Raw genomic sequence first — 24,125 nt, forward strand, 5'->3', positions numbered from 1 at the left:
GTGTTACCCCCCCGGTGGGCACGCCCAACGCCCCCCACCTCACAACGTTCTCCCTTGTGAGCTCCTTCGGGGGTTCCCCCCTCCTTGGGGGGGGGGGGGGGGGGGGAGCCCCCCCCCCCCCGGCCGGTCAGAAGCCCTGGGCCAGGCGGTAGTACGCCTGGTTCCAGCGCAGCTCCCTGGCGAACCGCTCGGTGGTCGTCCCGGCATCGATGATCACGAGCTCGACGCCGAGCATGTCGGCCAGATCGGTCAGCTCGTCCCGGCCGACGGCCGTGGACAACACCGTGTGGTGGGGCGCGCCCGCGGTGAGCCACGACTCCGTGGACGTGCGCAGGTCGGGGTGAGGGCGCCACACCGCGCGGGCCACGGGCAGCTTGGGCAGCGGCTCGGGCGGGGCCACGACGTCGATCTCGTTGGCCACCAGCCGGAACCTGTCACCCATGTCCGCCAGGCCGACCACGATGCCGGGGCCGGGCTCGGCGTCGAAGACGAGCCTGACCGGGTCCTGCCTGCCGCCGATGCTCAGCGGGTGGATCTCGCAGGACGGGGTGGCGGCGGCGATGGACGGGCAGACCTCCAGCATGTGCGCGCCCAGGATGAGCTCCTGGCCGGGCGTCAGATGGTAGGTGTAGTCCTCCATGAACGAGGTGCCTCCGGGCGCCATGGCCTTGAGGGTGCGCAGCAGCACCGACGTCTTCCAGTCGCCCTCGCCGCCGAAGCCGTAACCGTCGGCCATCAGCCGCTGCACGGCCAGGCCGGGCAGCTGGCGCAGGCCGCCGAGGTCCTCGAAGTTGGTGGTGAACGCCCTGAAGCCGCCGGTTTCGAGGAAGCCGCGCAGGCCCAGCTCGATCCTGGCCGCGTAACGCAGCGACTCGTGCCGCTCTCCGAGCAGCTCGGGGGCGACGGTGTACTGCTCGGCGTACTCCTTGACCAGCGCCGTCACGTCGGCGTCGGCGGCGGCGTCCACGGCCTCGACCAGGTCGTTGACGCCGTAGGTGTTGACGGACACGCCGAAGCGCAGCTGCGCCTCGACCTTGTCGCCCTCGGTGACGGCCACGTCGCGCATGTTGTCGCCGAAGCGCGCCAGCTTCAGCGTGCGCACCTCGGCCAGGCCGCGGGCGGCGCGGACCCAGGTGAGGATGCGCCCGGCCACGGCCGGGTCGCTGACGTGCCCGGCCACGGTCTTGCGCGGGACGCCCAGGCGCGTCTGCACGTGGCCGAACTCGCGGTCGCCGTGGGCGGCCTGGTTCAGGTTCATGAAATCCATGTCGATGGAGCTCCACGGCAGCTCCACGTTGGCCTGCGTGTGCAGGTGCAGCAGCGGCTTGCGCAGCGCGTCGAGCCCGGCGATCCACATCTTGGCCGGCGAGAACGTGTGCATCCACGCGATCACGCCCCCGCACGAGTCGTCGGCGTTGGCCTCGAGCATGATGCGCCGGATCGCCGCCGCGTCCGTGAGCACGGGCTTCCACTCCACCGGCATGGGCAGCTGCTCGGCGATCCGCCGGGACTGCTCGGCCACCTGGCGCAGCGTGTCGTCGCCGTAAAGTCCCTGGCTGCCGGTCAGAAACCAGATGTTCAACGCGGGCTCCTCTGTCCGTAGACATTCTGGTAGCGGTCATAGAGGCGGTCGATGTCGTCCTGCGGAATGGGCAGCGGCTCGCCGAGCTGCCTGGCCACGTGGACGGTGCGGGCCACGTCCTCGCACATCACCGCCGCCTTCACGGCGGCCTTGGGATCCTTGCCGATGCTGAACACCCCGTGGTTCTGCATGAGCACGGCCTTCGAACGGTGGCCCTTGAGCGTCTCCACGATGCCCTGGCCGATCGAGTCGTCGCCGATCAGGGCGAACGGGCCCAGCGGGATCTCGCCGCCGAACTCGTCGGCCATCGCGGTCAGCACGCAGGGGATGGCCTCGCCGCGGGCGGCCCACGCCGAGGCGTAGGTGGAGTGGGTGTGCACGACGCCGCCCACGTCGGGCATGTTGCGGTAGACGTACGCGTGCGCGGCGGTGTCGCTGGACGGCGAGTGCGCGCCTTCGACGAGATTGCCGTCGAGGTCGCACACGACCATGTTCTCCGCGGTCAGCTCGTCGTAGGAGACGCCGGACGGCTTGATGACGAACAGGTCCTCGCCGGGGATCCGCCCCGAGACGTTGCCGGCTGTCCAGACGACCAGCCCGTAGCGGACCAACTCGGCATGCAGGCCGGCCACCGTCCTGCTCATGGCCTCACTCCGTTCGCCGGCTCGGTCCCCAGACGCCGCCGCCCTCCCCCGCTCAGGTCGCTGCGCTCCCGCCGCTCCTCCGGACGACGGCACTCCCACTCCGCTCATGGCCTCACTCCGTTCGGCGGCTCGGTCGCCAGACGCCGCCGCCCTCCCCCGCTCAGGTCGCTGCGCTCCCGCCGCTCCTCCGGACGACGGCACTCCCACTCCGCCCATGGCCTCACTCCGTTCGGCGGCTCGGTCGCCAGACGCCGCCGCCCTCCCCCGCTCAGGTCGCTGCGCTCCCGCCGCTCCTCCGGGCGACGGCGCTCCCTCGCGGGTCATGGGTGGGCCTCGTTCCTGATGGTGCGCAGGGTGTGCAGCATGTGTCCGTCTCCGAAGAAGTCGTGGAGCTTGCGGTATTCGGCGTAGAGCCGGTCGTAGGCGTCGGCGCGGGCCTGGTCGGGCACGTACGCGGCCTCGGTGCGCTTGCCCATGGCCGCGGCCGCCTCCCCGATCGAGGGGTAGGCTCCGGCGGCGACGGCGGCGTGGATGGCCGAGCCGAGCGCGGGCCCCTGGTCGGAGCCGATGGCCGACAGGGGGCGGCGCAGCACGTCGGCGTAGACCTGCATGAGGAAGGGGTTCTTCAGCAGGCCGCCGGCGACGACGAACTCCTCGACCGGCACGCCGGCCTTCTCGAACGTCTCCACGATCATGCGGGCGCCGTACGCGGTGGCCTCGATGAGCGCGCGGTAGACATCCTCCGGCCTGGTGGCCAGCGTCTGGCCGACGATCACCCCGGAGAGGTTGTGGTCCACGAGGACCGAGCGGTTGCCGCCGAACCAGTCGAGCGCCACCAGCCCGTGCTGCCCCACGGCCTGCTTCTCGGCCAGCGACGTGAGCTGCTCGTGCCCGTCCGCGCCGAAGGAGTCGACGAACCAGGCGAAGATGTCGCCGACGGCGGACTGCCCGGCCTCGTAGCCCCACAGGCCGGGCACGATGCCGTCCTGGACGACGCCGCACATGCCGGGCACCTCGGCGAGCTGGTCGCTGGGCATGATGTGGCAGGTGGAGGTGCCCATGATGGCCACCATCTGGCCGGGCCGCACGGCGTCCGCGGCGGCGGCGGTGACGTGGGCGTCCACGTTGCCGACGGCGACGGCCACGCCCTCGGTCAGCCCGGTCCATCCGGCGGCCCGCGCGGTCAGCCGGCCGGCGAGGCCGCCGAGCGGGGCGAGCGTGACGCCGCCGGCCCCATCTCCGATCTGGTCGCCAACCTGGCCGGTGGCGAGCTTGGCGGCGAACCCGGCGAATCCGGGGTTGAGCGCGGCGAGGAACTCCTCCGACGGGTAGTGGCCGTCCTGGAAGACGCCCTTGTAACCGGCGGTGCAGATGTTGCGGCTCTCGACGCCGGTGAGTTGCCAGATGATCCAGTCGGCGGCCTCGATCCAGCGCTCGGCTCTGGCGTACACGTCGAGGGCCTCTTCGAGGACCTGCAGGCCCTTGGCGAGCTGCCACTCGGAGGAGATCTTGCCGCCGTAGCGGGGCAGCCAGCTCTCGCCCCGGCGCGCGGCCAGGTCGTTGATCCGGTCGGCGTGGGGTTGCGCGGCGTGGTGCTTCCAGAGCTTGGGCCAGGCGTGCGGCTCGCCGGGCGTCTCGAAGCACAGCGGCGTGCCGTCGGCGGTGGCGGGCAGCACGGTGCAGGCGGTGAAGTCGGTGCCGATGCCGATCACCTGCTCGGGCGCGACGCCCGCGGCGGCGACCGCCTCGGGCACGGCGGTCCTGAGCACGTCGATCCAGTCCTGCGGCGACTGCAGCGCCCAGTCGGGGCCGAGCCGTACGCCGGAGCCGGGCAGTTCCGTCTCGATGACGCGATGGGCGTACTCGTGAACGGCGCTGCCCAGCTCGGCGCCGTCGTGCACGCGAACGACGACGGCACGCCCTGAGAGGGTGCCGAAGTCCACTCCGACCACGTAGGTGTTAGCGTTCACATTGGACTCCAGGGGTTATCCGGGGGCATCCCCATCATCTACCGAGTTGGGGCGGTGCTGGACCTGACGACGAAGGCGGGCCGCACGACCAGGCGCTCGTACGCGGCGGGCCTCCCGTCGATGGACCCGCCGATCGGCCCGCCGGCCTGCCCGTCGATCTGCCTGAGCAGCACCTCGATGCAGTGCCTGCCCACCACGTCGAAGTCCTGCCTGACCGTGGTGAGCGGCGGCGAGAAGAACGCCGACTCGGGGATGTCGTCGAAGCCCACCACGCTGATCTGGTCGGGGACGCGCACCCCCGCCTCACTGAGGGCGCGCAGCACGCCGAGCGCCATCTGGTCGTTGGCCGCGAAGACGGCGGTGACGCCGCCCATCCGCGCCAGGCTCTTGCCCGCCTCGTAGCCGGCGCGCGGGCTCCAGTCGCCTGCCAGCGGCTCGGGCACGTCCCGGCCGGCCTCCTCGAGTACGGCGCGCCAGCCCTGCATCCGGCCCTCGGTCTCCAGCCAGTCGGACGGGCCGCTGACGTGCCACACGGTCTCGTGGCCCAGCTGGAGCAGGTGGCGCGTGGCGAGCCTGGCGCCCTCGATCTGGTCGATGCACACCACGGAGACGTCCGCGCTGTGCGTGCCCTCGACCGCCACGGCCGGCATGCCGGACGGCAGGTTCTCCAGGGCACGCGCGGCCGAGCGCTGCGGGGCGACCACCACCACGCCGTCGACACCCTGCTCGGCGAGGTAGTCGATGGCGTCGCGGACGCCGGCCGCGTCGATCGACTTCAGGCTGACGATGCTGACGAAGTAGCCGGCGCTCCTGGCCGCCTGCTCGATGCCGTAGATCGTGCTGGCCGGGCCGTACAGCGTGGTGTCGAAGCTCACCACGCCGAGCGTCCTCGACCGCTTGGTGACCAGGGCGCGGGCGACCAGGTTGCGCCGGTAGCCCAGCCGGGTGATCGCCTCCTCCACCCGGGCGCGGGTGTCGGCCCGGACGTTCGGGTGGTCGTTGAGCACCCGGGAGACCGTCTGGTGCGAGACGCCCGCCTCTTTGGCCACGTCAGCCATGACCGGCAGACGGCGCTTGGGGGTCGTCACGGTCTCTCCTTTCACTCGGCCGGGCAGGTCGCTGCTAGCGCGCGGCGCCCGCCCTGCGCTTGGTCCACACGTCGAAGGCCACCGCGGCGAGGAGGACGGCGCCCTTGACGAGCATGACCCGCTCGCTCGGCGAGCCGATCAGGGACATGCCGTTGTTGATGACAGCCATGATCAGGCCGCCGGTGATCGCGCCGACGATCTTACCGACGCCGCCCTGGACGGCCGCACCCCCGATGAACGCCGCCGCGATGGCGTCCAGCTCGAAGGCGTTGCCCGCCGTGGGGCCCGCCTGGTTGAGCCGGCCGGCGAAGATGATGCCGGCGATGGCCGACAGCACGCCCATGTTCACGAAGATCCAGAAGACCACCGACTTGACGCGTACGCCGGACATGACCGCCGCCTGGAGGTTGCCGCCGATCGCGTAGATCTGCCGGCCGAACACGGTCCTGCCGGCCATCAGCGAGTACGCCAGCACGAGCACCGCCAGCAGGACCAGCACCCACGGCAGGTTGTTGAACCGGGCCAGTTGCACCACGAGGAAGAGGATCAGCGCGGCGCCGGCCGCCATCTTCACCACGAACAGCGCCATCGGGTCGACCACCTGCCCGTACCCCTGGCGGGCGGTGCGCGAGCGCCACTGGGCGGCGACCATGCCGGCGACGGCGAAGAGGCCGACCAGCAGGCTGAACAGGTCGGCGCCGTCGAGCGGGCCGAGGCCGATGTTGCCGAGATAGCCGCTGGTGAAGCCGTTGGCGAGCGTGCGGACCTGGTCGGGGAACGGGCCGATGCCCTGGTTGCCGAGCACGGTCAGCGTCAGCGCCCGGAACAGCAGCATGCCGGCCAGCGTCACGATGAACGCCGGGATGCCGAAGTAGGCGATCCAGTAGCCCTGCCACGCCCCGATGAGGGCTCCGGCAACCAGCGTGATGAGCAGGGCCAGCGGCCACGGCACGCTCATGTTGACCATGAGCACCGCGGCCAGCCCGCCCGTGACGGCGACCACCGAGCCGACGGACAGGTCGATGTGCCCGGCGATGATGACGAGGATCATCCCGATCGCGAGGATCAGCACGTAGGAGTTCTGGACGATGATGTTCGAGATGTTCTGCGGCGTGAGCAGGGCTCCGTCGGTCAGCACCGAGAACAGCGCGACGATCAGCGCGAAGGCGATGTAGATGCCGCTCGATCGCAGGTTGAGCGACAGTCCGCCGAGCGACACCCGGCCCGGCTGCCGTGGCGATCCTCCGTCGCCCTTGGCGCCGACCTCCACGTCGGCGGGCGTGATGCTGCTCATGTGAGCTACTCCTGTCCCTTGGTCATGAGGTGCATGAGGCGTTCCTGCGTGGCGTCCCGGCGCGGCACCTCACCCGTGACGCGCCCCTCGGAGAGCGTGTAGATGCGGTCGCACAGGCCCAGCAGCTCAGGCAGTTCGGAGGAGATCACGAGCACGGCCTTGCCCTGGTCGGCCAGGCGGTTGATGATCGTGTAGATCTCGTACTTGGCGCCGACGTCGATGCCGCGGGTGGGCTCGTCGAGGATGAGCACGTCGGGCTCGGTGAGGATCCACTTGGAGAGCACGACCTTCTGCTGGTTGCCGCCGCTCAGCTGGCCGACGATGCTCGACACGCTGGGCGCCTTGATGTTCATGCTCTTGTGGAACTCCTCGGCGACGCGATATTCCTCCATCTCGTCGACCCAGCCGCGCTTCGACATCCCGCGCAGCCCGGCGGCGCTGATGTTGCGCTTGACGTCCTCGATGAGGTTGAGCCCGTACCTCTTGCGGTCCTCCGTGGCGTAGGCGATGCCGTGCCTGATGGCGTCCTGGACGTTGCGGATCTCGACCGGCTTGCCGTCCTTGAAGATCTTGCCGGTGATGTGCACGCCGTACGTCCGCCCGAAGACGCTCATCGCGAGCTCCGTGCGGCCGGCGCCCATCAGCCCGGCCAGGCCGACGATCTCGCCGCGGCGCAGCGCGAGCGCCGCGCCGTCGACCACCTTCCTGTCGGGCTGGTTGGGGCTGTACACCGTCCAGTCCTCGATGCGCAGCACCTCGTCGCCGATCACCGGCTCGTGCGGCGGAAACCGGTTGTCGAGCGCGCGGCCGACCATGCCGGAGATGATGCGGTCCTCCGTGACCTGGTCGGTGGCCATGTCCAGGGTCTCGATGGTGCGGCCGTCGCGGATGATCGTGACGGAGTCGGCGATCGCGGTCACCTCGTTGAGCTTGTGCGAGATGATCACGCAGGTGATGCCCTCGTCACGCAGGCCGCGCAGCAGGTCGAGCAGGTGCGCGGAGTCGTCGTCGTTGAGCGCGGCGGTGGGCTCGTCGAGGATGAGTAGTCTCACCTCCTTCGCCAGCGCCTTGGCGATCTCCACGAGTTGCTGCTTGCCCACGCCGATGTCGGCGATCGCCGTGGTCGGGTTCTCCCGCAGCCCGACCCGCTTCATCAGCGTGGCGGCCTCGTAGTTGGTGCGGTTCCAGTCGATGAGCCCGCGCCTCGCGCGCTCGTTGCCGAGGAAGATGTTCTCGGCGATCGACAGTTGCGGGCTGAGCGCCAGCTCCTGGTGGATGATGACGATGCCGGCGCGCTCGCTGTCGCGGATGCTCCCGAACTCGCACCGCCGGCCCTCGAAGGTGATCTCGCCCTCGTAGCCGCCGTGCGGGTAGACGCCCGACAGCACCTTCATCAGCGTCGACTTGCCGGCGCCGTTCTCACCGCAGATGGCGTGGATCTCGCCCCGCCGGACGGTCAGATTGACGTCCTGCAGCGCCTTGACGCCGGGGAACGTCTTGGTGATCCCGCTCATCCGCAAGATTTGCTCGGTCATTACGCCCCTCGCTCGCAGGCGGGCAGGCCCGGGGACCTCGCCGGCCCCCGGGCGGCCGGCCCTACTTGAGCTGGTCCTCGGTGTAGTAGTTGCCGCCGATGATGACGTCCTTGTAGTTGCTCTTGTCCACGATCACCGGTTCGAGCAGGTACGAGGGGACGACCTTGTTGCCGTTGTCGTAGTCCTCGGTGTTGTTCACCTCGGGCTTGCCGCCCTTGAGCACGGCGTCGGCCATCTTCACGGTCTGCTCGGCGAGCTCGCGGGTGTCCTTGAAGATGGTGGAGTACTGCTCGTCGGCGATGATCGACTTGACCGAGGCGAGCTCGGCGTCCTGGCCGGTCACGATCGGGTACGCCTGGCCGCTGCGGCCGTAGCCGGAGCTCTTGAGCGCCGACAGGATGCCGATGGACAGGCCGTCGTACGGCGAGAGCACGCCGTCGACCTTGGCGCCGCCGGTGTAGGTCTTGGTGAGGATGTCCTCCATGCGCTTCTGCGCGGTGGCCGGGTCCCAGCGCAGGATCGCGGCGGTCTTGAAGTCGGTCTGGCCGCTCTTCACCACGAGCGTGCCGTCGTCGATCTTCGGCTGGAGCACGGACATGGCGCCGTTCCAGAAGAACGTGGCGTTGTTGTCGTCGGGCGAGCCGCCGAACAGCTCGACGTTGAACGGGCCCTTCTCGCCGTCCTCGACGCCGAGGCCCTTCAGCAGCGAGGTCGCCTGCTGCACGCCCACCTTGTAGTTGTCGAACGTGGCGTAGTAGTCGACGTTGGGGCTGTTGCGGATCAACCGGTCGTAGGCGATGACCGGGATCTTGTTGTCGGCGGCCTGCTGGAGCTGCGACGTGATCGCGGTGCCGTCGATCGAGGCGATGATCAGCAGCTTGGCGCCCTTGGTGATCTGGTTCTCGATCTGGTTGGCCTGCGTGGGGATGTCGTTCTCCGCGTACTGCAGGTCGACCTTGTAGCCCAGCTTCTCGAGCTGCTCCTTGACGTTGTCACCGTCGTGGATCCAGCGCTCCGACGACTTGGTGGGCATCGTGACGCCGACCAGGGCGCCGGCGTTGCCTGCCGCGGCGGAGGCGGATGCCTCGGCGTCGATCGTCTTCGTGCTCGAACCGCAGGCCGTCATGGTCACGGCGAGCGCGATGGCGGACACCACGCCCCCGATTCGTCCCAACCTCATGTCATCTCCTTGCGAAGGGGGTCGCGGCAGCGCTGGACGTGGCGGCTGCCGATAGAGCGGTGATTCCCATCACAGAACGTGACGAATAACAACAAATTCCGCGTTCACCACCGCCCGATTGTTATCGTTAACAAAGCCCTTGTCAACGGTCGCCCATAACTGACAGGTAACTTTCCCGAAACGTCTCCTCGCAGGTCAACGGCTTGAGCGGGCCGAGAACACCCGCTGCAACAGGATGAAGACGAACAACAGCAGGCCGATGAAGATCTTCGTCCACCACGAGGAGAGCGTGCCCTCGAAACTGATGATCGTCTGGATCAGACCGAGCACGAGCACGCCGAGCACGGTGCCGAGTAGGAAGCCGCTGCCGCCGGTCAGCAGCGTGCCGCCGATGACCACCGCCGCGATCGCGTCCAGCTCCATGCCCACGGCGTGCAGACCGTAGCCGGAGAGCATGTAGAACGACAGCAACACCCCGCCGAGCGCCGAGCAGAAGCCGCTGATCGTGTAGACCGCGATCTTCGTCCGGCCCACGGGCAGGCCCATCAGCATCGCCGACTGCTCGCTGCCGCCGGTGGCGTAGACCGAGCGGCCCAGCCGGGTGTAGTGCAGCACGTACGCCGCCACGACCACCACCACCAGAGCGATGACCACGCTGGGTGAGATCCACAGATCGGCGAACAGGTCGATCCTGGTCTGCGCGAACGCCGTGAACGTCGCGTCCTCGATCGGGATCGAGTCGGTCCCGATCGTGTAGCACAACCCACGGGCCAGGAACATGCCCGCCAGCGTCACGATGAACGGCTGGATGTCGAAGGCGTGCACGATCGCGCCCATCACCAGTCCCAGCCCCGACCCGATGGCCAGCACGAGCGGGATCACCACGTACGGCGGCCATCCCGGCCCCGCCATCAGGCTGGCCGCGATCATCGTCGACAGCGCCACCACCGAGCCCACCGACAGGTCGATGCCCCCCGTCAGGATCACGAACGTCATCCCCACCGCCACGACCAGCAGGAACGCGTTGTCGATGAAGACGTTGAGCACCACCTGCCCGCTGGCGAACCCCTCGTAGCGGATCCCGCCCGCCACGAACATGGCCGCGAACAGGCAGCCGGTCACCAGCACCGGCAGGTACTTCGCGGGCACGGCCCGGCCCAGCGTCATCGTGCTCATGCTCATCGCCTCACTCCGTCCGGCGGGCTCGGCCGCCATACGCCGCCACCAGCTCATGACCTCACTCCGTCCGGCGGCACTCCCTCGCGCACCCGCGCCGGCGCCTCGGCCACGGCGCCGGGCGGGGCGGTCCTGCCCCGCCCGCCGAACACCTTCGCGCGGAAGGACGGCGACTGGATGAGGCAGACCGCCGTCACGACCAGCGCCTTGAACAGCAGCGTCGTCTCCGGCGGCACGCCGATCGAGTAGACGGTCGTGGTCAGGGTCTGGATGATGAGCGCGCCCAGCACGGTGCCGCCCAGCGAGAACCGGCCGCCGGCCAGCGACGTGCCGCCGATCACGACGGCCAGGATGGCGTCCAGCTCGATCCACAAGCCGGCGTTGTTGCCGTCGGCGCTGGAGACGTTCGAGCTGATCATCAAGCCGGCCACGCCGGCGCACAGCGCGGCGAACGCGTACACCATGAGGATGATCCCGCGCGACCTGATGCCGGCCAGCCGGCTCGCCTCGGCGTTGCCGCCGACCGACTCGATCAACATCCCCAGCGCCAGCCGCCGGGTCAGGAACGCGGTGATCCCCAGCACGGCGAGCACGATCAGGACGCCGAACGGCACGGTCAGCCAGTAGCCGCCGCCGATCACCTTGTACGCCTCGCTGTTGACGGTGATGATCTGCCCGCCGGTGATGAGCTGTGCCAGGCCGCGCCCGGCCACCATGAGGATGAGCGTGGCGATGATCGGCTGGATGCCGATGCCCGCGACGAGGAACCCGTTCCACGCTCCCAGTGCCAGGCAGAGCCCGAGCGCCAGCGCCACCGCCGTGAACACGCCGGCGTCCTGGCTGATCTGCAGGCACGCCAGCGCGCCCGAGATCGCCACCACGGAGCCCACCGACAGGTCGATGCCGCCGGTGGCGATGACGAGCGTCATGCCGAGCGCGACCAGGATCAGCGGAGCCCCGAACCGCAGGATGTCGATCAGGCTGCCGTACAGGTGACCGTCCCTGACCTGGATCGACAGGAAGCTCGGGGTGAAGAGCACGTTGAGCGCCAGCAGCAGCACGAGGACCGCCACCGGCCAGAGCAGCCGTCTCATGAGTCCCGGCCTCCGCTCGCGATCGTCTCCATGAGCAGGTCCGTGGTCAGCTCGTCGCCATTGGGCAGCTCCGCCACCAGCCGCCGATCGCGCAGCACCTCGACCTTGTGGCTGAGGCGCAGCACCTCCTCCAGCTCGGCCGAGATGAACAGCACCGCCACGCCGCCGTCGGACAGCTCCGCCACCAGCCGCTGGATCTCGGCCTTCGCGCCGACGTCGATGCCCCGGGTGGGCTCGTCGAGGATGAGCAGGCGCGGCTCCAGGATGAGCCACCTGGCCAGCACCACCTTCTGCTGGTTGCCGCCGCTGAGGTCGCGGACGAGGTGCTCGGGGTTGGGCGGGCTGATCCGCAGCGCCTTGACGTACCTGCCGACCAGTTCGTCCTGCTGTTCTCTCGGCACCGGTCTCGTCCAGCCCCGGGTGGCCTGAAGGGCCAGGATGATGTTCTCGCGCACGGTCAGGTCGGGGATGAGCCCGTCCTCCTTGCGGTTCTCCGAGCAGAACGCGATCTTGTGATGCATGGCCGCGCGCGGCGTGCGCAAGGACGCCGGCGATCCGCCGACCGCGATCTCGCCCGTGCCCGCGTGGTCCGCGCCGAACAACAACCGCGCGATCTCCGTACGGCCGGAGCCGAGCAGCCCGGCCAGGCCCACGACCTCGCCCTCGTGGATGGTGAGCGAGAACGGCTCGATGGCGCCCGCCCTGCCGAGTTCGCGCGCCTCGACCAGCGGGCGGTCGAAGACCCTGGCCTCGCCGTGCAGGCGTTCGAGCGCGTCCAGTTCCTGGCCGATCATCTTGGCGACGAGGTGCACCTGGCTGAGTTCGCTGGTCAGGTATTCGCCGACGAGCCGGCCGTTGCGGAGGATCGTCATACGATCCGAAATTTCGTAGATCTGGTCGAGAAAGTGGGAGACGAAGAGGATGGCGATGCCCTCCTCCTTGAGCCGCCTCATCACCATGAACAACTGCTCGACCTCGCCCGCGTCCAGGCTGGACGTGGGCTCGTCGAGGATCAGCACCCTCGCGTCGACGTCGAGCGCCCGCGCGATCGCCACCATCTGCTGGATCGCCAGCGAGTACGACGACAGCGGCGCCGACACGTCCAGGCTCAGCTCCAGCCGCGACAGCAGTTCGGCGGCCCTGGCCCGCATCCGCTTCCAGTCGATACGGCCCAGGCGGCGCGGCTCCCTGCCGATGAGGATGTTCTCGGCGACCGAGAGGTTCGTGCAGAGGTTGACCTCCTGGTAGACCGTGCTGATGCCGGCCTGCCGCGCCTCCAGGGGGCTGCCGAACGCCACGGCGGCGCCGTCCAGTTCGATGGTGCCCGCGTCGGCGGGGTAGACGCCGGTGAGCACCTTGATCAGGGTGGACTTGCCCGCGCCGTTCTCTCCCATGAGCGCGTGCACCTCTCCGGGTGAGAGTCGCAGGTCCACGCCGTCCAGGGCTTTCACGCCGGGAAACTGTTTGCCGATCCCGCTCATCGTCAGGACCGGCGCGGGTACGGCCATACGCCTTTCCCCTTCGCAAGTGACGGCCGGGGCCGGGGCGGCCCCGGCCGGGCGGTCAGTACTGGCGGGTGGACAGGACCTGCTTGGCCTGCTCCTGGGTGAACGTCGTCTCCTCGGTCACCACGCGGGTGGGCACCTGCTCGCCCTTGACGACCTTCTTGGCCAGGTCCATCAGCTGCGGGCCGAGCAGCGGGGAGCACTCGACGATGAAGCTGATCTTCCCGTCGGCGAGCGCCTGCATGCCGTCCTTGACGGCGTCCACAGTGATGATCTTGATGTCCTGGCCGGGCGTCTTGCCCGCGCCCTCGATCGCCTCGATCGCCCCGAGGCCCATGTCGTCGTTGTGCGCGTAGAGCACGTCGATGTCCGGGTTCGACTTCAGGAAGGCCTCCATGACCTCCTTGCCCTTGGCCCTGGTGAAGTCACCGGTCTGGGAGGCGATGATCTTGAACTTCGGGTCGGCCCCGATGACCTCGGCGAACCCGGCCTTGCGGTCGTTCGCCGGCGCCGAGCCGGTCGTGCCCTGCAACTCGACGATGTTCACCGTCTCGGTGGCGTCCTTGTACTCCTCCACCAGCCACTGACCGGCCTTCTTGCCCTCCTCGATGAAGTCCGAGCCGAGGAAGGTCTTGTACAGGGTCGTGTCCTTGGAGTCCACGGCGCGGTCGGTCAGGATGACCGGGATCTTCGCGTTCTGGGCTTCCTTGAGCACCGTGTCCCAGCCCGACTCCACCACCGGCGAGAAGGCGATGACGTCCACCCTCTGCTGGACGAAGGAGCGGATGGCCTTGATCTGGTTCTCCTGCTTCTGCTGGGCGTCGGAGAACTTGAGCGTGATGCCCGCCTCCTTGGCGGACTCCTGGACGGACTTGGTGTTCGCGGTGCGCCATCCGCTCTCCGCTCCCACCTGGGAGAAGCCCATGGTGATCGAGCCGTCCGCGCCACCCGAGCCGTCCGCGCCGTCCGTGCCGGCACTGCCGCTGCCGCCACTGCCGCACGCCGCCACCGACATCGCGGTGAGCCCGGCGAGCACCAGCGCCGAGATCCTCTTTAACACGTGGGGGGTCCCTTCCTATGTGAGCGCTAACATACTGAGGTGGACGCCAGCGCCTCCTACCTTCCCGCCGGCCACCTTCTCCTGCTCGACACATCACGAGCGGCGGCCGGAAGCCGCGCTCCTTTTCGGTATGGCCCCGACTGTGAACGTTAACAAAGGGTCTCGTCAAGGGCTCGCCGGATTACGGTCAGGTCACGCGAACCGCCATGTACACCCTGCGGCGTACATCTCCCTACGTTGTTGAGGTGAGGACAGTTCCCCGGCTTGACGGAGCAAGACACTCGTCGAACAGACTGCGTCAGGTAAGGAAACTCGCGCTCAAGGCGGCGACGGCGTCGGCGACGCTCGCCACTTTCTTCGTCATTCTTCCGGGCGGCGCGCAACCGGCGGCGGCACTGTCCACCACGTCGGCGCAGCGCGCCCTCGCCGTCCCGCCCGCATACGTCACCATCAACTACTCGAATGCCCACGTCACCTACTTCTGGACCCCCAGAACCGAGGCAGGCGCTCAAGCGGCGCGGCTTTTCGTCCATTCCGTGAACAGTGCGGCGATGCGTTCTGCACCATCCAGGAAGGAACCCCGGGGCGCTACCACATCTGGCGATTCAGCGGGTGCGGACGTTTCACGCTGGAAAACTTCAAAGGAGAATGGGACACACATAATCACGGGGGGACGAGGCGGTAGTGGGTGGTCATCCGGCCCTCGCCGTCGAGCACGTGGAACGCGAGCGCCGGCGGCAGGTCGTAGTCGATGCAGGTGTCGAACGTCGTGCCGCCCTCCCAGGGAAGCCGCACCGTGGACACGACCCCGGGAGCGACCAGCAGCGGGCGTCCGGCGAACGTGGTGGCGGCCGGCATGTGCGCATGGCCGACCAGCACGGCCGGCACGTCCGCACGGCCGGTGAGCACCTCCTCCAGCCGCTCCGGCCGGTGCAACCTGATCCCGTCCAGCGGCGGGCTCTGCAGCGTCACCGGCGGATGGTGGAAGGCCACGAACACCGGGCGGTCGGCGCCGTCCAGCACTCCTTCGAGCCAGGCGATCGTCTCGTCCTCCAGCCGCCCGGCGTTCTCGCCGGGGATGGACGAGTCGCACATGGCGTAGATCGCGCGGCCCGTGCGGAGCACCTGGTTGACGGGCCCAGGCCGGGATCCGTCGCCGGCGCGGACCATTGGGTGCGGCTCACCGAGCAGGACCCGGCGGAACTCCCCCCGCACGTCGTGGTTGCCGGGCCCGGCCAGTACGGGGTGACGCGAGGTGAGCACCTTCCCGGCCTGCTCGTACTCCTCGGCCAGCCCGTGATCGGCGATGTCGCCGGTCACCAGCACCGCGTCGAGGTCGTACGGCAGCGCGTCCAGGTAGCGCATCACCCTGTCGGCGCGCGCGACGGCGTCGGGGGTGGCGCCGATGTGGATGTCGCTCAGGTGGGCGATCACGATCATGAGCGCGGATCCTTCCGATGGTCACGGCCCGGCGGGAGGAACCCCGCGCATGGCCCGGTCGTTCTTCCGGATGAGCGTACGAAGCAGGAGGAGGGGCATTGGGCTGGCACTACAGAAAGTCGATCAAGGTGGGACCGTTCCGGATCAACCTGTCGCGGCACGGCGTCGGCCACAGTTTCGGCAACCGGCGTTTCCGGGTCACGACCGGCCCCGACGGCCGCCGCCACGTGTCCGTGCACCTGCCGGGCGGCTTCCACATAGGCAAGACGCTGGGGTCTCGGAGACATCACCACCGGCACTACTGAATCGTATCCCGCTCCCCCGCGCCCGGGCCGGGGTCGACGCCTCCGGCCCGAACGCCTGGCTCGCCTCACTCATGCGCGCACTCGGGCGAGGTCGTTCGCCGTAGCGCTCGACGAGATCGGCGCCGATCCTGGCCGGCTCGGCCCTGACCGGCGCCGGGCCCGCCCTCCCGGCGAGCTCTCCTCGCCCTCGCAGTGGCGCCCGAAGTGGTCACGCAGGATGGGCGCGAACCTCTCGGCGACCAGCACCGTCGCCGACGTCTGCGAGCGCCGCTGCTCCATCTCCGCGACGACCCGCTCCCACGCCCGCGCCGGCTCGAAGCCCTCCGGCCGTTCTAAGGGCAGGTCCGTCACGGTGGCGGAGACGATCCGGTCCCCCCGGAACGTACGCTGACCCCGCTCGGTCCCGGCCGCCACGTACCAGATGCCGTCCTTGTCCACGAGCCCCCAGGGATCGGCCAGCCGCTGCGTGCGCTCGCCGGCGCGGCGCTCGTACACCGGCCTGACGCCGCGGGCCTGCATGAGGAGCGGGGCGGCGACAAGTCGGTCGGCTCGCATGACGTGCGGTCCGAAGTGCTCAGCCGGTGCGCACTTTGACCGGGGAAGCGCTCAGGCGACGATGGCCAGCAGCGTGGCGACCGACGCGGCGAGCGCCGGGTCACCCGTCATGTCGGCGCGCTCGCGGGCCTGGTCGGGGGTGACGCCCCTGGTGGCCAGGCGCCAGAAGGTGTCCTGGTCCATCGAGACGCGGGCGGCGGGCTCCGCACCGGCCTGGGACAGGCTCCACCGGCCCGCGCCTCTGGTGGCGGACCACCGGCCGCCGGCGGGCCCGGTCACCTCCAGCACGACCGTGGTCCCCTCCGGGCGCTCCTCCGAGTGGAGTGTGTACGGCAGGGCCCGGGCGAAGACGTCCAGCACCGGCCCCATCAGGGCGGGGTCGTCGGCCCCGGGAGCGGAGACGGCGTCGCGCACCTGCTGCTGGTGCACCCAGAACTCGGTGTACTCGCGCCCGAAGTCGAGCCACGCCGGGCTGCCGACGTCCGTGGCGGCCCAGGACACGTCCAGGTCGGCGGGCCCTCCCAGGTCGCGGGCCGCCCACAGGTCGTCGAGCTGGCCGCCGAGCCGGCCGAGCAGGTCGATCATCACCTGCGGGCTGATCTGGCGCAGCGCCTCGGCGAACTGGCCGTTGACGCGGGCCAGGTAGGCGGGCAGCGTCTCGTCGTCGGCGAAGACGGCACGGCCGTAGCCGTCGCGGCTGCCCGACAGCCGCCGCATGTAGTCGTTCAGCACGTGGGCGACGACGTCGTGGACGTCCCATCCGGGACATACCGTCGGCCTCGACCAGTCCTCCGGCGCGAGCCCGCCGAGGAGGTCCAGCAGGGCCCGCCGCTCGCGCGGGAACAGCGGGCGTACGTCGATGGCAGGGCCGAAGATCGTCATATCGCCAACATTACGCAACCGGCGGAAAGTCAGCCTTCTCCGACTCTCAGCCCGAACGCCGACAACTTCTGCTCGTGGTGCTCGATGAGGCCGAGGCGCCGGTAGAAGGCGTGGTTGGCCACCCCTTCCGGCGTGGACTCGTGATCGGTGGTCAGCATGAAGTAGCGGCAGTGCGCGTAACGTTCCTTCAGGTGCTCCAGCAGCCGCCGCCCGATGCCCCGGCCGTGAAACTCCTTGTCGACCAGCAACTCCTGGACGTAGCAGATCATCTCGTCGTCCGACACCGTCCGCGCCAGCCCGAGAAGCCGCCCCTCCTCGTCCCTGGCGGTGATGACCAGGTGCGAGTTCGCCAGGCTCCGGCAGACCTTGGCGATGTCACGTGTCCACGGCCCCCAGCCGACCGAGTCGTAGAGTGCGAAAACCTCGGCTTCGTCGAACGACCGCTCCGGAGCGATGACCACCACTGATGAGACTCCCTGCCCTCTGGGTCAGAAAGGATATCTCTCGCCCGGAGGCTTCGCCGGCCGTCCCGGGGCCTCGCGATCGGCGGCAGGCCTCGTCCGGAAACGGAACCGGCCCCCGTCATCAGACGAAGGCCGGAGCTGAACGATGTTGTGGAGCTATGGGGATTCGAACCCCAGACCTCCTCCATGCCATGGAGGCGCGCTACCAACTGCGCCATAGCCCCTTGCGATCACCAAGTGTATAGGAGATCCGGAGCCCTCGTGTCACACCGGGGCACTCGTGATACGTCTTAGACGTCATGTCGACGTTTGAGGAGCACAGAAGCCTGCTGGCCGGGGTCGCGTACCGGATCCTCGGCAGCGTCGCCGACGCCGAGGACGTCGTCCAGGAGGCGTGGCTGCGCTGGTCAAGGGTGGACGAGGCGGGCGTCGACGACGCCAAGGCCTATCTGGTCAGGGTGACGTCGCGGCTGGCCGTCGACCGGCTGCGGTGGGCGAAGTCGCGGCGCGAGTCGTACGTCGGGCCGTGGCTGCCCGAGCCGATCAGCACCGCCCCGGACGCCGCCGAGCACGCCGAGCTGGCCGAATCCGTGGAGATGGCGCTGCTCGTGGTTCTGGAGACGCTGTCGCCGCTCGAGCGGGCCGTGTTCGTGTTGCGGGAGGCGTTCGACCTGCCGTTCGCCGAGATCGCGGAGATCATCGCACGCAGCGAGCCGGCCACCAGGCAGCTCGCCCGGCGGGCGCGCGAGCACGTACGCGAGAAGCGGCCGCGGTTCGACGTGGACCGTGAGCAGCGCAGGCGGATGACGCAGCGGTTCGTCAGCGCCGCGGCGGAGGGAGACCTGGACACGCTGATCGCGATGTTCGCCGACGAGATCACGATGGTCACCGACGGCGGCGGCAAGGCCAGGGCCGCGCTGCGGACCATCACGGGGGCGGAGAACGTCGGCCGCTTCCTGCTGTCGATCGGCCGCCCCGTGAACTTCGCCCGCTTCCTGGCCTCGGTCGGCGTGGCGCGGTCGGAGGGGATCTCGTTCGGCTCCGCGGTGCTGAACAACGCCCCGGCGATCGTGCTCTCGGCGGCCGGGCGGGTGGTGTCGGTCATTTCGCTGGAGGTCTCGGAGGGGAGGATCAGCACGATCTACCTCATCGCCAACCCGGACAAGATCGCTCATCTGGAGCCGACGGCGAGCGAGGCCGGCTGACCGGTCAGGCGGCGCGGCGGGTGGGGATGCCCGCCTCCCGTACGAGCGCCGGCAGGTCCACGCCCGCGTCCGCGAGGATCGCGGCGGCGCCGTTGGCGGGGTCGGCGAGCAGGCCCCACAGCAGCCGCTCCCCCGTGACCGGCCCCGGCCGCCACGCCGCCACCTCGATGACCTTCCTGGCGTGCATGGCCAGCGGGAGCTGCCCGAGCGGCCCGTACAGGGTGACGCGCAGCGGGCGGACCCGCGAGCGGCGCAGGCTCCACAGGCCGGGTTCGTCCGTGCCCGCCCTGGTGCGGCGGTGCACCGCGTCGAGGTCGATGCCGATCGTGGCCAGCAGCGCCCGCAGGTCGCCCGCGCCGACGCGCTCGCGCACGTCGGCGGCGCGGGCGGTGAACGACGCGAGCGCGAACGGGCGTACCTCGGCCAGTCCCAGCAGCAGCTGGTCGGCGCCGAGCGTGGGCCGCCCGGCGTCGAGCGCGAGGATCCCCGCCCGCACCACGGCCCTGCGCGCGTCTTCGGTGAACCTGGCGAACACGTCTTACCTCCTCGTCCTGCGGGCGTGCTTGCGGTGGACGGTCTGCCGCCGCACTCCCAGCGCGTCGGCGATCCGCTCCCAGGACCAACCTTGGGCGCGGGCGCTGGAGACGTGCGCCGCCTCCAGTTCCTCCAGCAGGGCCCTGAGAGCGGCCACCGCCGCCAGCCCCACTTCGGGGTCGCGGCCGGCGGCCCTCCCGGCCACTTCGGTGACGTCCATAGCGTCAGCATATGCTGACAAGCGCCCGCGTGTCAGCATATGCTGACGACGCATCGGTGCGGGCCTGGCTAGGCGCAGGTGGTGCGCATGGTCAGGGCCGCCTCTTCCAGCGTGAACGCGACCTCGACCCGCCCCAGCTCCGCCGTGGTGCTCACGTGCGTGCCGCCGCACGGGATGGACGCCTCGCCCTCCGGCAGCGAGCACCGCCACGTGCGCCGGGCCGTCAGCTCCGGCCCCGGCACGTCGACGGCGACCGGCGCCCCGGCCTCCACCCAGGCGGCGAGCTGCTCGTTCACGCGCCGGGTGAGCTGCGCCAGGTCCAGCCCTTCCGCGGAGAAACCCTTCTTCCGCAACGACTTGCCCAGACGGTAGACGTCCACGCTGCCGCGCGGCACGATCCGCGACGAGGCGATCGCCGCCTGGTCGAAGTCGGGCCGCCCGAGCCCGTCGAGCGCCGGCTCCTTGCGCCAGCGGTCGGCCAGCGCCGCGTTGAGGGCGAGCGCGGCCAGGTGGCAGGCGGTGTGGCCGGCCGAGAGCCCCGCGCGGAAGCCGGCGTCCACCTCCAGCTCCACCTCGGCCCCCACGGGCAACGGCGACTCGGTGAGGTGCAGGACCAGCCACTCCCACCCCTCGGCGCCGCGCCGCACCGGAATGTCCTCGCCGGCGAACACCTCGCCGGTGCTCGACTGGGCCCCTGTCACGCAGTCGAGAACCGGCAGGCCCGCGAGCGTGCCCCGGTCGGCGGGCTGGTCGGGCCAGGTGTGGTCGAGGGGGTGGAAGGGCGTCTCGGCGACGACCAGGCCGTGCCGGTCCCCCACCGGCACGGCCCCCTCGATCGTCGAACGGCCGCCGACCCGGCCGGACGGGAAGGTGACGACAGTGGATCTCATCCGCCGATCTTCCCAGCCGTGGCGGGCGGCCGCTCGTCCTCCAGGTAGCGGTCGCGGCCCGCGTACAGGCCGGTGCAGAGCTGCGCCACGAGAACCAGGAAGATCATCGTGTACGGCAGCGCCCACCCGCCGGTGGCCTCGCGCAGCACGCCGACCAGCAGCGGTCCCGCACCCGAGATGAGGTAGCCGGCGCTCTGCCCGAAGGCCGACAACCCGGCCGTGGCCTCCGGCGTGCGGGTGCGCAGCGCCAGCATCATCAGCGCCAGCGGGAACGAGCCCATGCCCACGGCCACCAGCACGATCCAGGCCGGCGCCATGGACGCGGGCCCGAACCACAACCCGAGGAACCCCGCCGCGTAGAACGCCACGAGCCCCACCACGACGGGTCGCTGGTCGCGGAAGCGGGAGGCGACCATGGGCGTGGCGATGGAGACCGGGATGTTCAGCGCGGTGAACACCCCCAGGATCACCCCGGCCTGCGACGTGGTGTAGCCGCCGTCGACGAGGATGGTGGGAAGCCAGCCGAACATGATGTACGCGATCATCGCCTGGGTGCCGAAATAGATCGCCACCGTCCACGCCAGCCGGCTCCTGACCATCCGGCGGATGCCCGCGTCCCCGGCGCCCGCGTCCCGCTCCGGTTCGCTGCGCAGCAGCGCGAGCCATGGAACGGCGGCCACGGCGGCCAGGGCCGCCCACACGCCGAGCGCGATGTGCCAGTCGCCTGACGCGCGTTCGATCGGCACGGTCGCGGCGGCGGCGAGCATGGTGCCGGCGGCCAGCGCCGTGGTGTAGACGGTGGTCATGATCCCGGTGCGGGCCGGGAAGTGCCTCTTGATCAGCGTCGGGATGAGCACGTTGCCGACGGCTCCGCCGGACAGCGCGACCGCGCTGCTCAGCAGGAATATCTCGGCGGAGCCCACCATTGACCTGATGAGCATGCCCACGCCGAGCGTGACGAGGGCGAGCAGCAGCAACCGGTGCTCGCCCACGCGCCTGGCGAGCGTGGGGGTGATCGCGCCGACGCTGGCGAAGGCCAGCACGGGCAGCGTCGTGAGCACGCCGGTGCCGACGCTCGTCATGCCGAGCGCGCCGGCGAGCTGGTCGAGCAGCGGCCCCACGCTGGTGACGGCGGTGCGCAGGTTGAGCGCGGCGAGCACGATCCCCAGCACGAGGAGCCACGCGAGAGAGCTGGTACGGCCTCTGGACTCCTGGGCGAGCACGCTCATACGCCGGAGATCCTCCATTCATCAAATCATGGGATGAATCATCAGCCTAACAGGAGCTAAAGGCCGCTTTATTCCTGACCCATGACAAGCCCCCGAGCCTCGCGGGGCCCGGGGGCGATGCCGGTGGACGATGCTCCGGTCAGAGAAGGGGACGCGGCGGCCCTTCGGGGGGCTGGCCGTGCGGCGGCACCGGCCCGGGAGGCGGGAGCGTGCCCCCGGGAGGCGCCCCGCCGCCGCCGACAGTGCCGGGCGGCACGGACTGCTCCCCGCCGTACGTCGAGCCGCGCTGGTGCGGCCCCGGCACGTCGCCGCGCCAGCCGCCCGTCTCGCGGCCTCGCGACTCGATGAACTCCTTGAAGCGGTTGAGGTCGTTCGTGACGCGCATGCGGACGATCTGCAGCCAGTCGCCGGCGGTCTCGACGAAGCCCTCGGGGTCGTACTCCATCTGGAGCGTGACCTTGGTCCTCGCGTCGTCGACGCGGTGGAAGGTCACCACGCCCGCCTGGTGCGGCTTGTCGACCGAGCGCCAGGCGACGCGCTCGTCGGGGTGCTGCTCGGTGATCTCGGCCTCGAACTCGCGCCTCACCCCGGCGATCTCCACCACCCACGCCGTGCGCGTGTCGCCGATCTGCTTGACCGACTCCACGCCCTCCATGAACTCGGGGAAGCTCTCGAACTGCGTCCACTGGTTGTAGGCCGCCGAGATGGGGGCCTGTACGTCTACGGAGTGTTCGATACTGCTCATGGGATCAGCCACTGCCCCGGCGGGCACGGCGATAACGCCGCGGGGGCCGCCGTCACCGACGGCGCAGCAGCCAGTAGAAGCCCACCAGCGGCAACACGAGCGGGATGAACAGGTAACCCCGGCCGTACGCCGACCAGACCGTCTCGTCGGGGAACGCCGACGGATCCACCAGGCTGGCGGTGCCGATGATCAGCACGCCGGCCAGCTCGATGCCGAGCGCGGCCAGCGCCAGGCCGCGCGCTCCCCGCGCGAGCGCCACGGTGAGCACGATGTAGACGAGCGCCGCGAAGGCCGACAGCGAGTAGGCCAGCGGCGCCTCGGAGAACCGGCCGGCGATCTGCACGGCCGCCCGCGCGCCCGCGGCCAGCGAGAACAGCCCGTAGACGGCGATCAGGGCGCGCCCGGGCCCGGAGCCGACGGTGGCGCTCACGCCACGCCCTGCCAGATCTGCAGCAGCCGCCCGTTCATCACCGCGATCGCGAACCCGGCCACGACCAGGATGGCCGGCCCCCACCTGCTCCGCTCGGCCAGCGCCAGGAACACCCCGGCGGGCGGGATCAGCACCCCGCCGCCGATGTAGCCGAACAGCGTCACCTTGTCGCCGGGCCCCGCTCCGCCGGCCACCGCCGCGATCACGAGGCCGGCCTGGACGAGCAGGGCCACCTCGAGCAGGGCGAACCCGGACAGCAGCACCATGCCCATCGGCCGGTTGCGGATCGCGACGACCAGGCTCACGAGCATGAGCAGCAGGGAGCCGGCGATGACGATCGTGGAGACGACGGTGTTCATCGCAGGTAAGGCTATCGCCCGTGCAGGCCGGCCTCGATTCCGTCCAGCACCCAGGAGAGCCCGCGCTCGAAGTTGTCGTCGGCGCCCCGCACGCCCTCCTCGATCATCGGCGCCAGCCGGGGGAACTCGCCGCCGTCGATCAGCTCCCTGATGTACGGCTCGGCGGCGGCGGCCCGCTCGGCGTCGTTGATGCCCTGCCGCCTGGGCGCGCGGCGGTCGGTCGCCTCCCTGATCACGAACCCGGTCATGTAGTCGGCGAACGCGGCCAGGATCCGCCAGGCCGTCAGCCGGTCGATCCCGAGCCCGTCGAACACGGACAACTTCTGCTCCACGTGACGCAGCCCGTTGGGCCCGACCTCGATCCGCTGCGAGATCAGCTCGACCCGCCACGGATGGCGCAACACCATCTCGCGCTCGCGCCGGGCGAGCAGCAGCAGCGCCTCCCGCCAGTCGTCCGGCAGCGGCTCGTCGACGAGGACCTCGGCGGCGATCGCGTCGTGCATGAGCGCGAGCAGGTCCTCCTTGCGCTCGATGTACGAGTAGAGCGTCATGGCGCGCGCGCCGAGCTCGGCGGCGACGCGCCGGATGGAGACCGCGGCCAGCCCTTCCGCGTCGGCGATCGCGACGGCGGCGGTCACGATCGCCTCCCTGCTCAGCGCGGGACGGCGGGGCGGCTCGGGGCGGGACCAGACGGAACTCACAAGCCTGATTCTAGACACCGTACGGAATTGATACGCTG

25 protein-coding genes and 1 tRNA gene are annotated in these 24,125 nt (G+C 70.2%); 2 read left to right on the top strand and 24 right to left on the bottom strand.

The genetic code is table 11. The features are described from left to right. Positions 1-127: 127 nt before the first annotated feature. From araA to ACZ6SA_RS37935, 12 genes are all read right to left on the bottom strand, one after another. Entirely contained in the window at positions 128-1,582 is a 1,455-nt protein-coding gene (gene araA, locus ACZ6SA_RS37880) for an L-arabinose isomerase (RefSeq protein ID WP_465833683.1), read from the bottom strand. Continuing rightward, a complete protein-coding gene (locus ACZ6SA_RS37885; RefSeq protein WP_347650293.1) occupies positions 1,579-2,226 on the bottom strand; it encodes an L-ribulose-5-phosphate 4-epimerase in 648 nt (215 codons plus the stop codon). The genes araA and ACZ6SA_RS37885 overlap by 4 nt, the downstream gene beginning before the upstream one ends. A gap of 320 nt (positions 2,227-2,546) precedes the next feature. Next, positions 2,547-4,178 (bottom strand): ribulokinase, encoded by a 1,632-nt coding sequence (gene araB / locus ACZ6SA_RS37890; protein WP_465833750.1) that lies wholly within the window; start codon positions 4,176-4,178, stop codon positions 2,547-2,549. Positions 4,179-4,234: 56 nt separating this feature from the next. Further along, positions 4,235-5,284: a LacI family DNA-binding transcriptional regulator gene (locus tag ACZ6SA_RS37895; RefSeq protein WP_347650292.1), complete on the bottom strand. Its 1,050-nt coding sequence runs from the start codon at positions 5,282-5,284 to the stop codon at positions 4,235-4,237. 34 nt (positions 5,285-5,318) lie between these two features. Beyond that, positions 5,319-6,578, bottom strand: a complete 1,260-nt coding sequence (mmsB, locus tag ACZ6SA_RS37900; protein WP_443150945.1) for a multiple monosaccharide ABC transporter permease — start codon at positions 6,576-6,578, stop codon at positions 5,319-5,321. 5 nt (positions 6,579-6,583) lie between these two features. Next, positions 6,584-8,113, bottom strand: a complete 1,530-nt coding sequence (gene mmsA, locus ACZ6SA_RS37905) for a multiple monosaccharide ABC transporter ATP-binding protein (protein WP_465833686.1) — start codon at positions 8,111-8,113, stop codon at positions 6,584-6,586. A gap of 61 nt (positions 8,114-8,174) precedes the next feature. Continuing rightward, entirely contained in the window at positions 8,175-9,293 is a 1,119-nt protein-coding gene (gene chvE, locus ACZ6SA_RS37910; RefSeq protein WP_347650289.1) for a multiple monosaccharide ABC transporter substrate-binding protein, read from the bottom strand. A 195-nt stretch (positions 9,294-9,488) separates the two neighbouring features. After that, complete coding sequence (gene yjfF, locus ACZ6SA_RS37915; RefSeq protein ID WP_465833689.1) at positions 9,489-10,526, bottom strand: galactofuranose ABC transporter, permease protein YjfF; 1,038 nt, start codon at positions 10,524-10,526, stop codon at positions 9,489-9,491. Further along, the gene (locus tag ACZ6SA_RS37920) at positions 10,523-11,563 is read right to left on the bottom strand and encodes an ABC transporter permease (RefSeq protein ID WP_465833691.1); all 1,041 of its coding nucleotides are present in this window, start codon (positions 11,561-11,563) and stop codon (positions 10,523-10,525) included. Before ACZ6SA_RS37920 ends, yjfF begins: the two co-directional genes overlap by 4 nt. Continuing rightward, on the bottom strand, positions 11,560-13,071 hold the full coding sequence (locus ACZ6SA_RS37925; protein WP_443150941.1) for a sugar ABC transporter ATP-binding protein: 1,512 nt from the start codon (positions 13,069-13,071) through the stop codon (positions 11,560-11,562). The genes ACZ6SA_RS37920 and ACZ6SA_RS37925 overlap by 4 nt, the downstream gene beginning before the upstream one ends. A 55-nt stretch (positions 13,072-13,126) precedes the next feature. Further along, a complete protein-coding gene (locus tag ACZ6SA_RS37930; RefSeq protein WP_465833693.1) occupies positions 13,127-14,128 on the bottom strand; it encodes an ABC transporter substrate-binding protein in 1,002 nt (333 codons plus the stop codon). 663 nt (positions 14,129-14,791) lie between these two features. After that, entirely contained in the window at positions 14,792-15,568 is a 777-nt protein-coding gene (locus tag ACZ6SA_RS37935; RefSeq protein ID WP_465833695.1) for a metallophosphoesterase, read from the bottom strand. Between the two features lie 98 nt (positions 15,569-15,666). Here ACZ6SA_RS37935 and ACZ6SA_RS37940 point away from each other — a divergent pair, with 98 nt between their 5' ends. After that, positions 15,667-15,873 carry a DUF4236 domain-containing protein gene (locus tag ACZ6SA_RS37940; RefSeq protein ID WP_347650283.1) on the top strand — a complete coding sequence of 69 codons (207 nt, stop codon included), beginning with the start codon at positions 15,667-15,669 and terminating at the stop codon, positions 15,871-15,873. A 69-nt stretch (positions 15,874-15,942) separates the two neighbouring features. Here ACZ6SA_RS37940 and ACZ6SA_RS37945 read toward each other — a convergent pair whose 3' ends face one another. The 4 genes from ACZ6SA_RS37945 to ACZ6SA_RS37960 form a co-directional block, all read right to left on the bottom strand. Next, positions 15,943-16,428: a helix-turn-helix transcriptional regulator gene (locus ACZ6SA_RS37945; RefSeq protein ID WP_347650282.1), complete on the bottom strand. Its 486-nt coding sequence runs from the start codon at positions 16,426-16,428 to the stop codon at positions 15,943-15,945. A gap of 51 nt (positions 16,429-16,479) precedes the next feature. After that, entirely contained in the window at positions 16,480-17,310 is an 831-nt protein-coding gene (locus ACZ6SA_RS37950; RefSeq protein WP_465833698.1) for a maleylpyruvate isomerase family mycothiol-dependent enzyme, read from the bottom strand. A gap of 29 nt (positions 17,311-17,339) precedes the next feature. Continuing rightward, on the bottom strand, positions 17,340-17,774 hold the full coding sequence (locus tag ACZ6SA_RS37955) for a GNAT family N-acetyltransferase (RefSeq protein WP_347650280.1): 435 nt from the start codon (positions 17,772-17,774) through the stop codon (positions 17,340-17,342). Between the two features lie 151 nt (positions 17,775-17,925). Further along, positions 17,926-17,998: transfer RNA gene (locus ACZ6SA_RS37960), tRNA-Ala, on the bottom strand. A gap of 75 nt (positions 17,999-18,073) precedes the next feature. Between ACZ6SA_RS37960 and ACZ6SA_RS37965 the strand changes: the two genes are divergently transcribed. Continuing rightward, positions 18,074-18,979: an RNA polymerase sigma-70 factor gene (locus ACZ6SA_RS37965; protein WP_465833700.1), complete on the top strand. Its 906-nt coding sequence runs from the start codon at positions 18,074-18,076 to the stop codon at positions 18,977-18,979. Between the two features lie 4 nt (positions 18,980-18,983). On the opposite strand, the gene ACZ6SA_RS37970 is transcribed toward ACZ6SA_RS37965, so the two are convergent. From ACZ6SA_RS37970 to ACZ6SA_RS38005, 8 genes are all read right to left on the bottom strand, one after another. Next, entirely contained in the window at positions 18,984-19,514 is a 531-nt protein-coding gene (locus ACZ6SA_RS37970; protein WP_465833702.1) for a hypothetical protein, read from the bottom strand. Positions 19,515-19,517: 3 nt separating this feature from the next. Beyond that, on the bottom strand, positions 19,518-19,733 hold the full coding sequence (locus tag ACZ6SA_RS37975; RefSeq protein WP_347650277.1) for a helix-turn-helix domain-containing protein: 216 nt from the start codon (positions 19,731-19,733) through the stop codon (positions 19,518-19,520). A 68-nt stretch (positions 19,734-19,801) separates the two neighbouring features. Next, the gene (locus tag ACZ6SA_RS37980) at positions 19,802-20,623 is read right to left on the bottom strand and encodes an alanyl-tRNA editing protein (RefSeq protein WP_347650276.1); all 822 of its coding nucleotides are present in this window, start codon (positions 20,621-20,623) and stop codon (positions 19,802-19,804) included. Further along, the gene (locus tag ACZ6SA_RS37985; protein WP_465833705.1) at positions 20,620-21,870 is read right to left on the bottom strand and encodes a CynX/NimT family MFS transporter; all 1,251 of its coding nucleotides are present in this window, start codon (positions 21,868-21,870) and stop codon (positions 20,620-20,622) included. The genes ACZ6SA_RS37980 and ACZ6SA_RS37985 overlap by 4 nt, the downstream gene beginning before the upstream one ends. A gap of 121 nt (positions 21,871-21,991) precedes the next feature. Continuing rightward, a complete protein-coding gene (locus tag ACZ6SA_RS37990) occupies positions 21,992-22,597 on the bottom strand; it encodes an SRPBCC family protein (RefSeq protein WP_347650274.1) in 606 nt (201 codons plus the stop codon). 52 nt (positions 22,598-22,649) lie between these two features. Further along, positions 22,650-23,027 (bottom strand): hypothetical protein, encoded by a 378-nt coding sequence (locus ACZ6SA_RS37995; RefSeq protein ID WP_347650273.1) that lies wholly within the window; start codon positions 23,025-23,027, stop codon positions 22,650-22,652. Further along, positions 23,024-23,386, bottom strand: coding sequence for a hypothetical protein (locus ACZ6SA_RS38000; protein ID WP_347650272.1), 363 nt, complete (start codon positions 23,384-23,386; stop codon positions 23,024-23,026). The genes ACZ6SA_RS37995 and ACZ6SA_RS38000 overlap by 4 nt, the downstream gene beginning before the upstream one ends. A gap of 11 nt (positions 23,387-23,397) precedes the next feature. Then, the gene (locus tag ACZ6SA_RS38005; protein ID WP_347650271.1) at positions 23,398-24,087 is read right to left on the bottom strand and encodes a TetR/AcrR family transcriptional regulator C-terminal domain-containing protein; all 690 of its coding nucleotides are present in this window, start codon (positions 24,085-24,087) and stop codon (positions 23,398-23,400) included. Between the last annotated feature and the right edge of the window lie 38 nt (positions 24,088-24,125).

It is taken from the genome of Nonomuraea sp. NPDC049378, assembly GCF_055586745.1.

Bases quoted from the DNA above. Each gene is read 5' to 3' on its own strand.
- ACZ6SA_RS37885 (WP_347650293.1), bottom strand. From the start codon at position 2,226: ATGAGCAGGACGGTGGCCGGCCTGCATGCCGAGTTGGTCCGCTACGGG.
- mmsB (WP_443150945.1), bottom strand. From the start codon at position 6,578: ATGAGCAGCATCACGCCCGCCGACGTGGAGGTCGGCGCCAAGGGCGAC.
- mmsA (WP_465833686.1), bottom strand. From the start codon at position 8,113: ATGACCGAGCAAATCTTGCGGATGAGCGGGATCACCAAGACGTTCCCC.
- chvE (WP_347650289.1), bottom strand. From the start codon at position 9,293: ATGAGGTTGGGACGAATCGGGGGCGTGGTGTCCGCCATCGCGCTCGCC.
- yjfF (WP_465833689.1), bottom strand. From the start codon at position 10,526: ATGAGCTGGTGGCGGCGTATGGCGGCCGAGCCCGCCGGACGGAGTGAG.
- ACZ6SA_RS37920 (WP_465833691.1), bottom strand. From the start codon at position 11,563: ATGAGACGGCTGCTCTGGCCGGTGGCGGTCCTCGTGCTGCTGCTGGCG.
- ACZ6SA_RS37925 (WP_443150941.1), bottom strand. From the start codon at position 13,071: ATGGCCGTACCCGCGCCGGTCCTGACGATGAGCGGGATCGGCAAACAG.
- ACZ6SA_RS37935 (WP_465833695.1), bottom strand. From the start codon at position 15,568: ATGATCGTGATCGCCCACCTGAGCGACATCCACATCGGCGCCACCCCC.
- ACZ6SA_RS37945 (WP_347650282.1), bottom strand. From the start codon at position 16,428: ATGCGAGCCGACCGACTTGTCGCCGCCCCGCTCCTCATGCAGGCCCGC.
- ACZ6SA_RS37950 (WP_465833698.1), bottom strand. From the start codon at position 17,310: ATGACGATCTTCGGCCCTGCCATCGACGTACGCCCGCTGTTCCCGCGC.
- ACZ6SA_RS37965 (WP_465833700.1), top strand. From the start codon at position 18,074: ATGTCGACGTTTGAGGAGCACAGAAGCCTGCTGGCCGGGGTCGCGTAC.
- ACZ6SA_RS37975 (WP_347650277.1), bottom strand. From the start codon at position 19,733: ATGGACGTCACCGAAGTGGCCGGGAGGGCCGCCGGCCGCGACCCCGAA.
- ACZ6SA_RS37980 (WP_347650276.1), bottom strand. From the start codon at position 20,623: ATGAGATCCACTGTCGTCACCTTCCCGTCCGGCCGGGTCGGCGGCCGT.
- ACZ6SA_RS37985 (WP_465833705.1), bottom strand. From the start codon at position 21,870: ATGGAGGATCTCCGGCGTATGAGCGTGCTCGCCCAGGAGTCCAGAGGC.
- ACZ6SA_RS37990 (WP_347650274.1), bottom strand. From the start codon at position 22,597: ATGAGCAGTATCGAACACTCCGTAGACGTACAGGCCCCCATCTCGGCG.
- ACZ6SA_RS38000 (WP_347650272.1), bottom strand. From the start codon at position 23,386: ATGAACACCGTCGTCTCCACGATCGTCATCGCCGGCTCCCTGCTGCTC.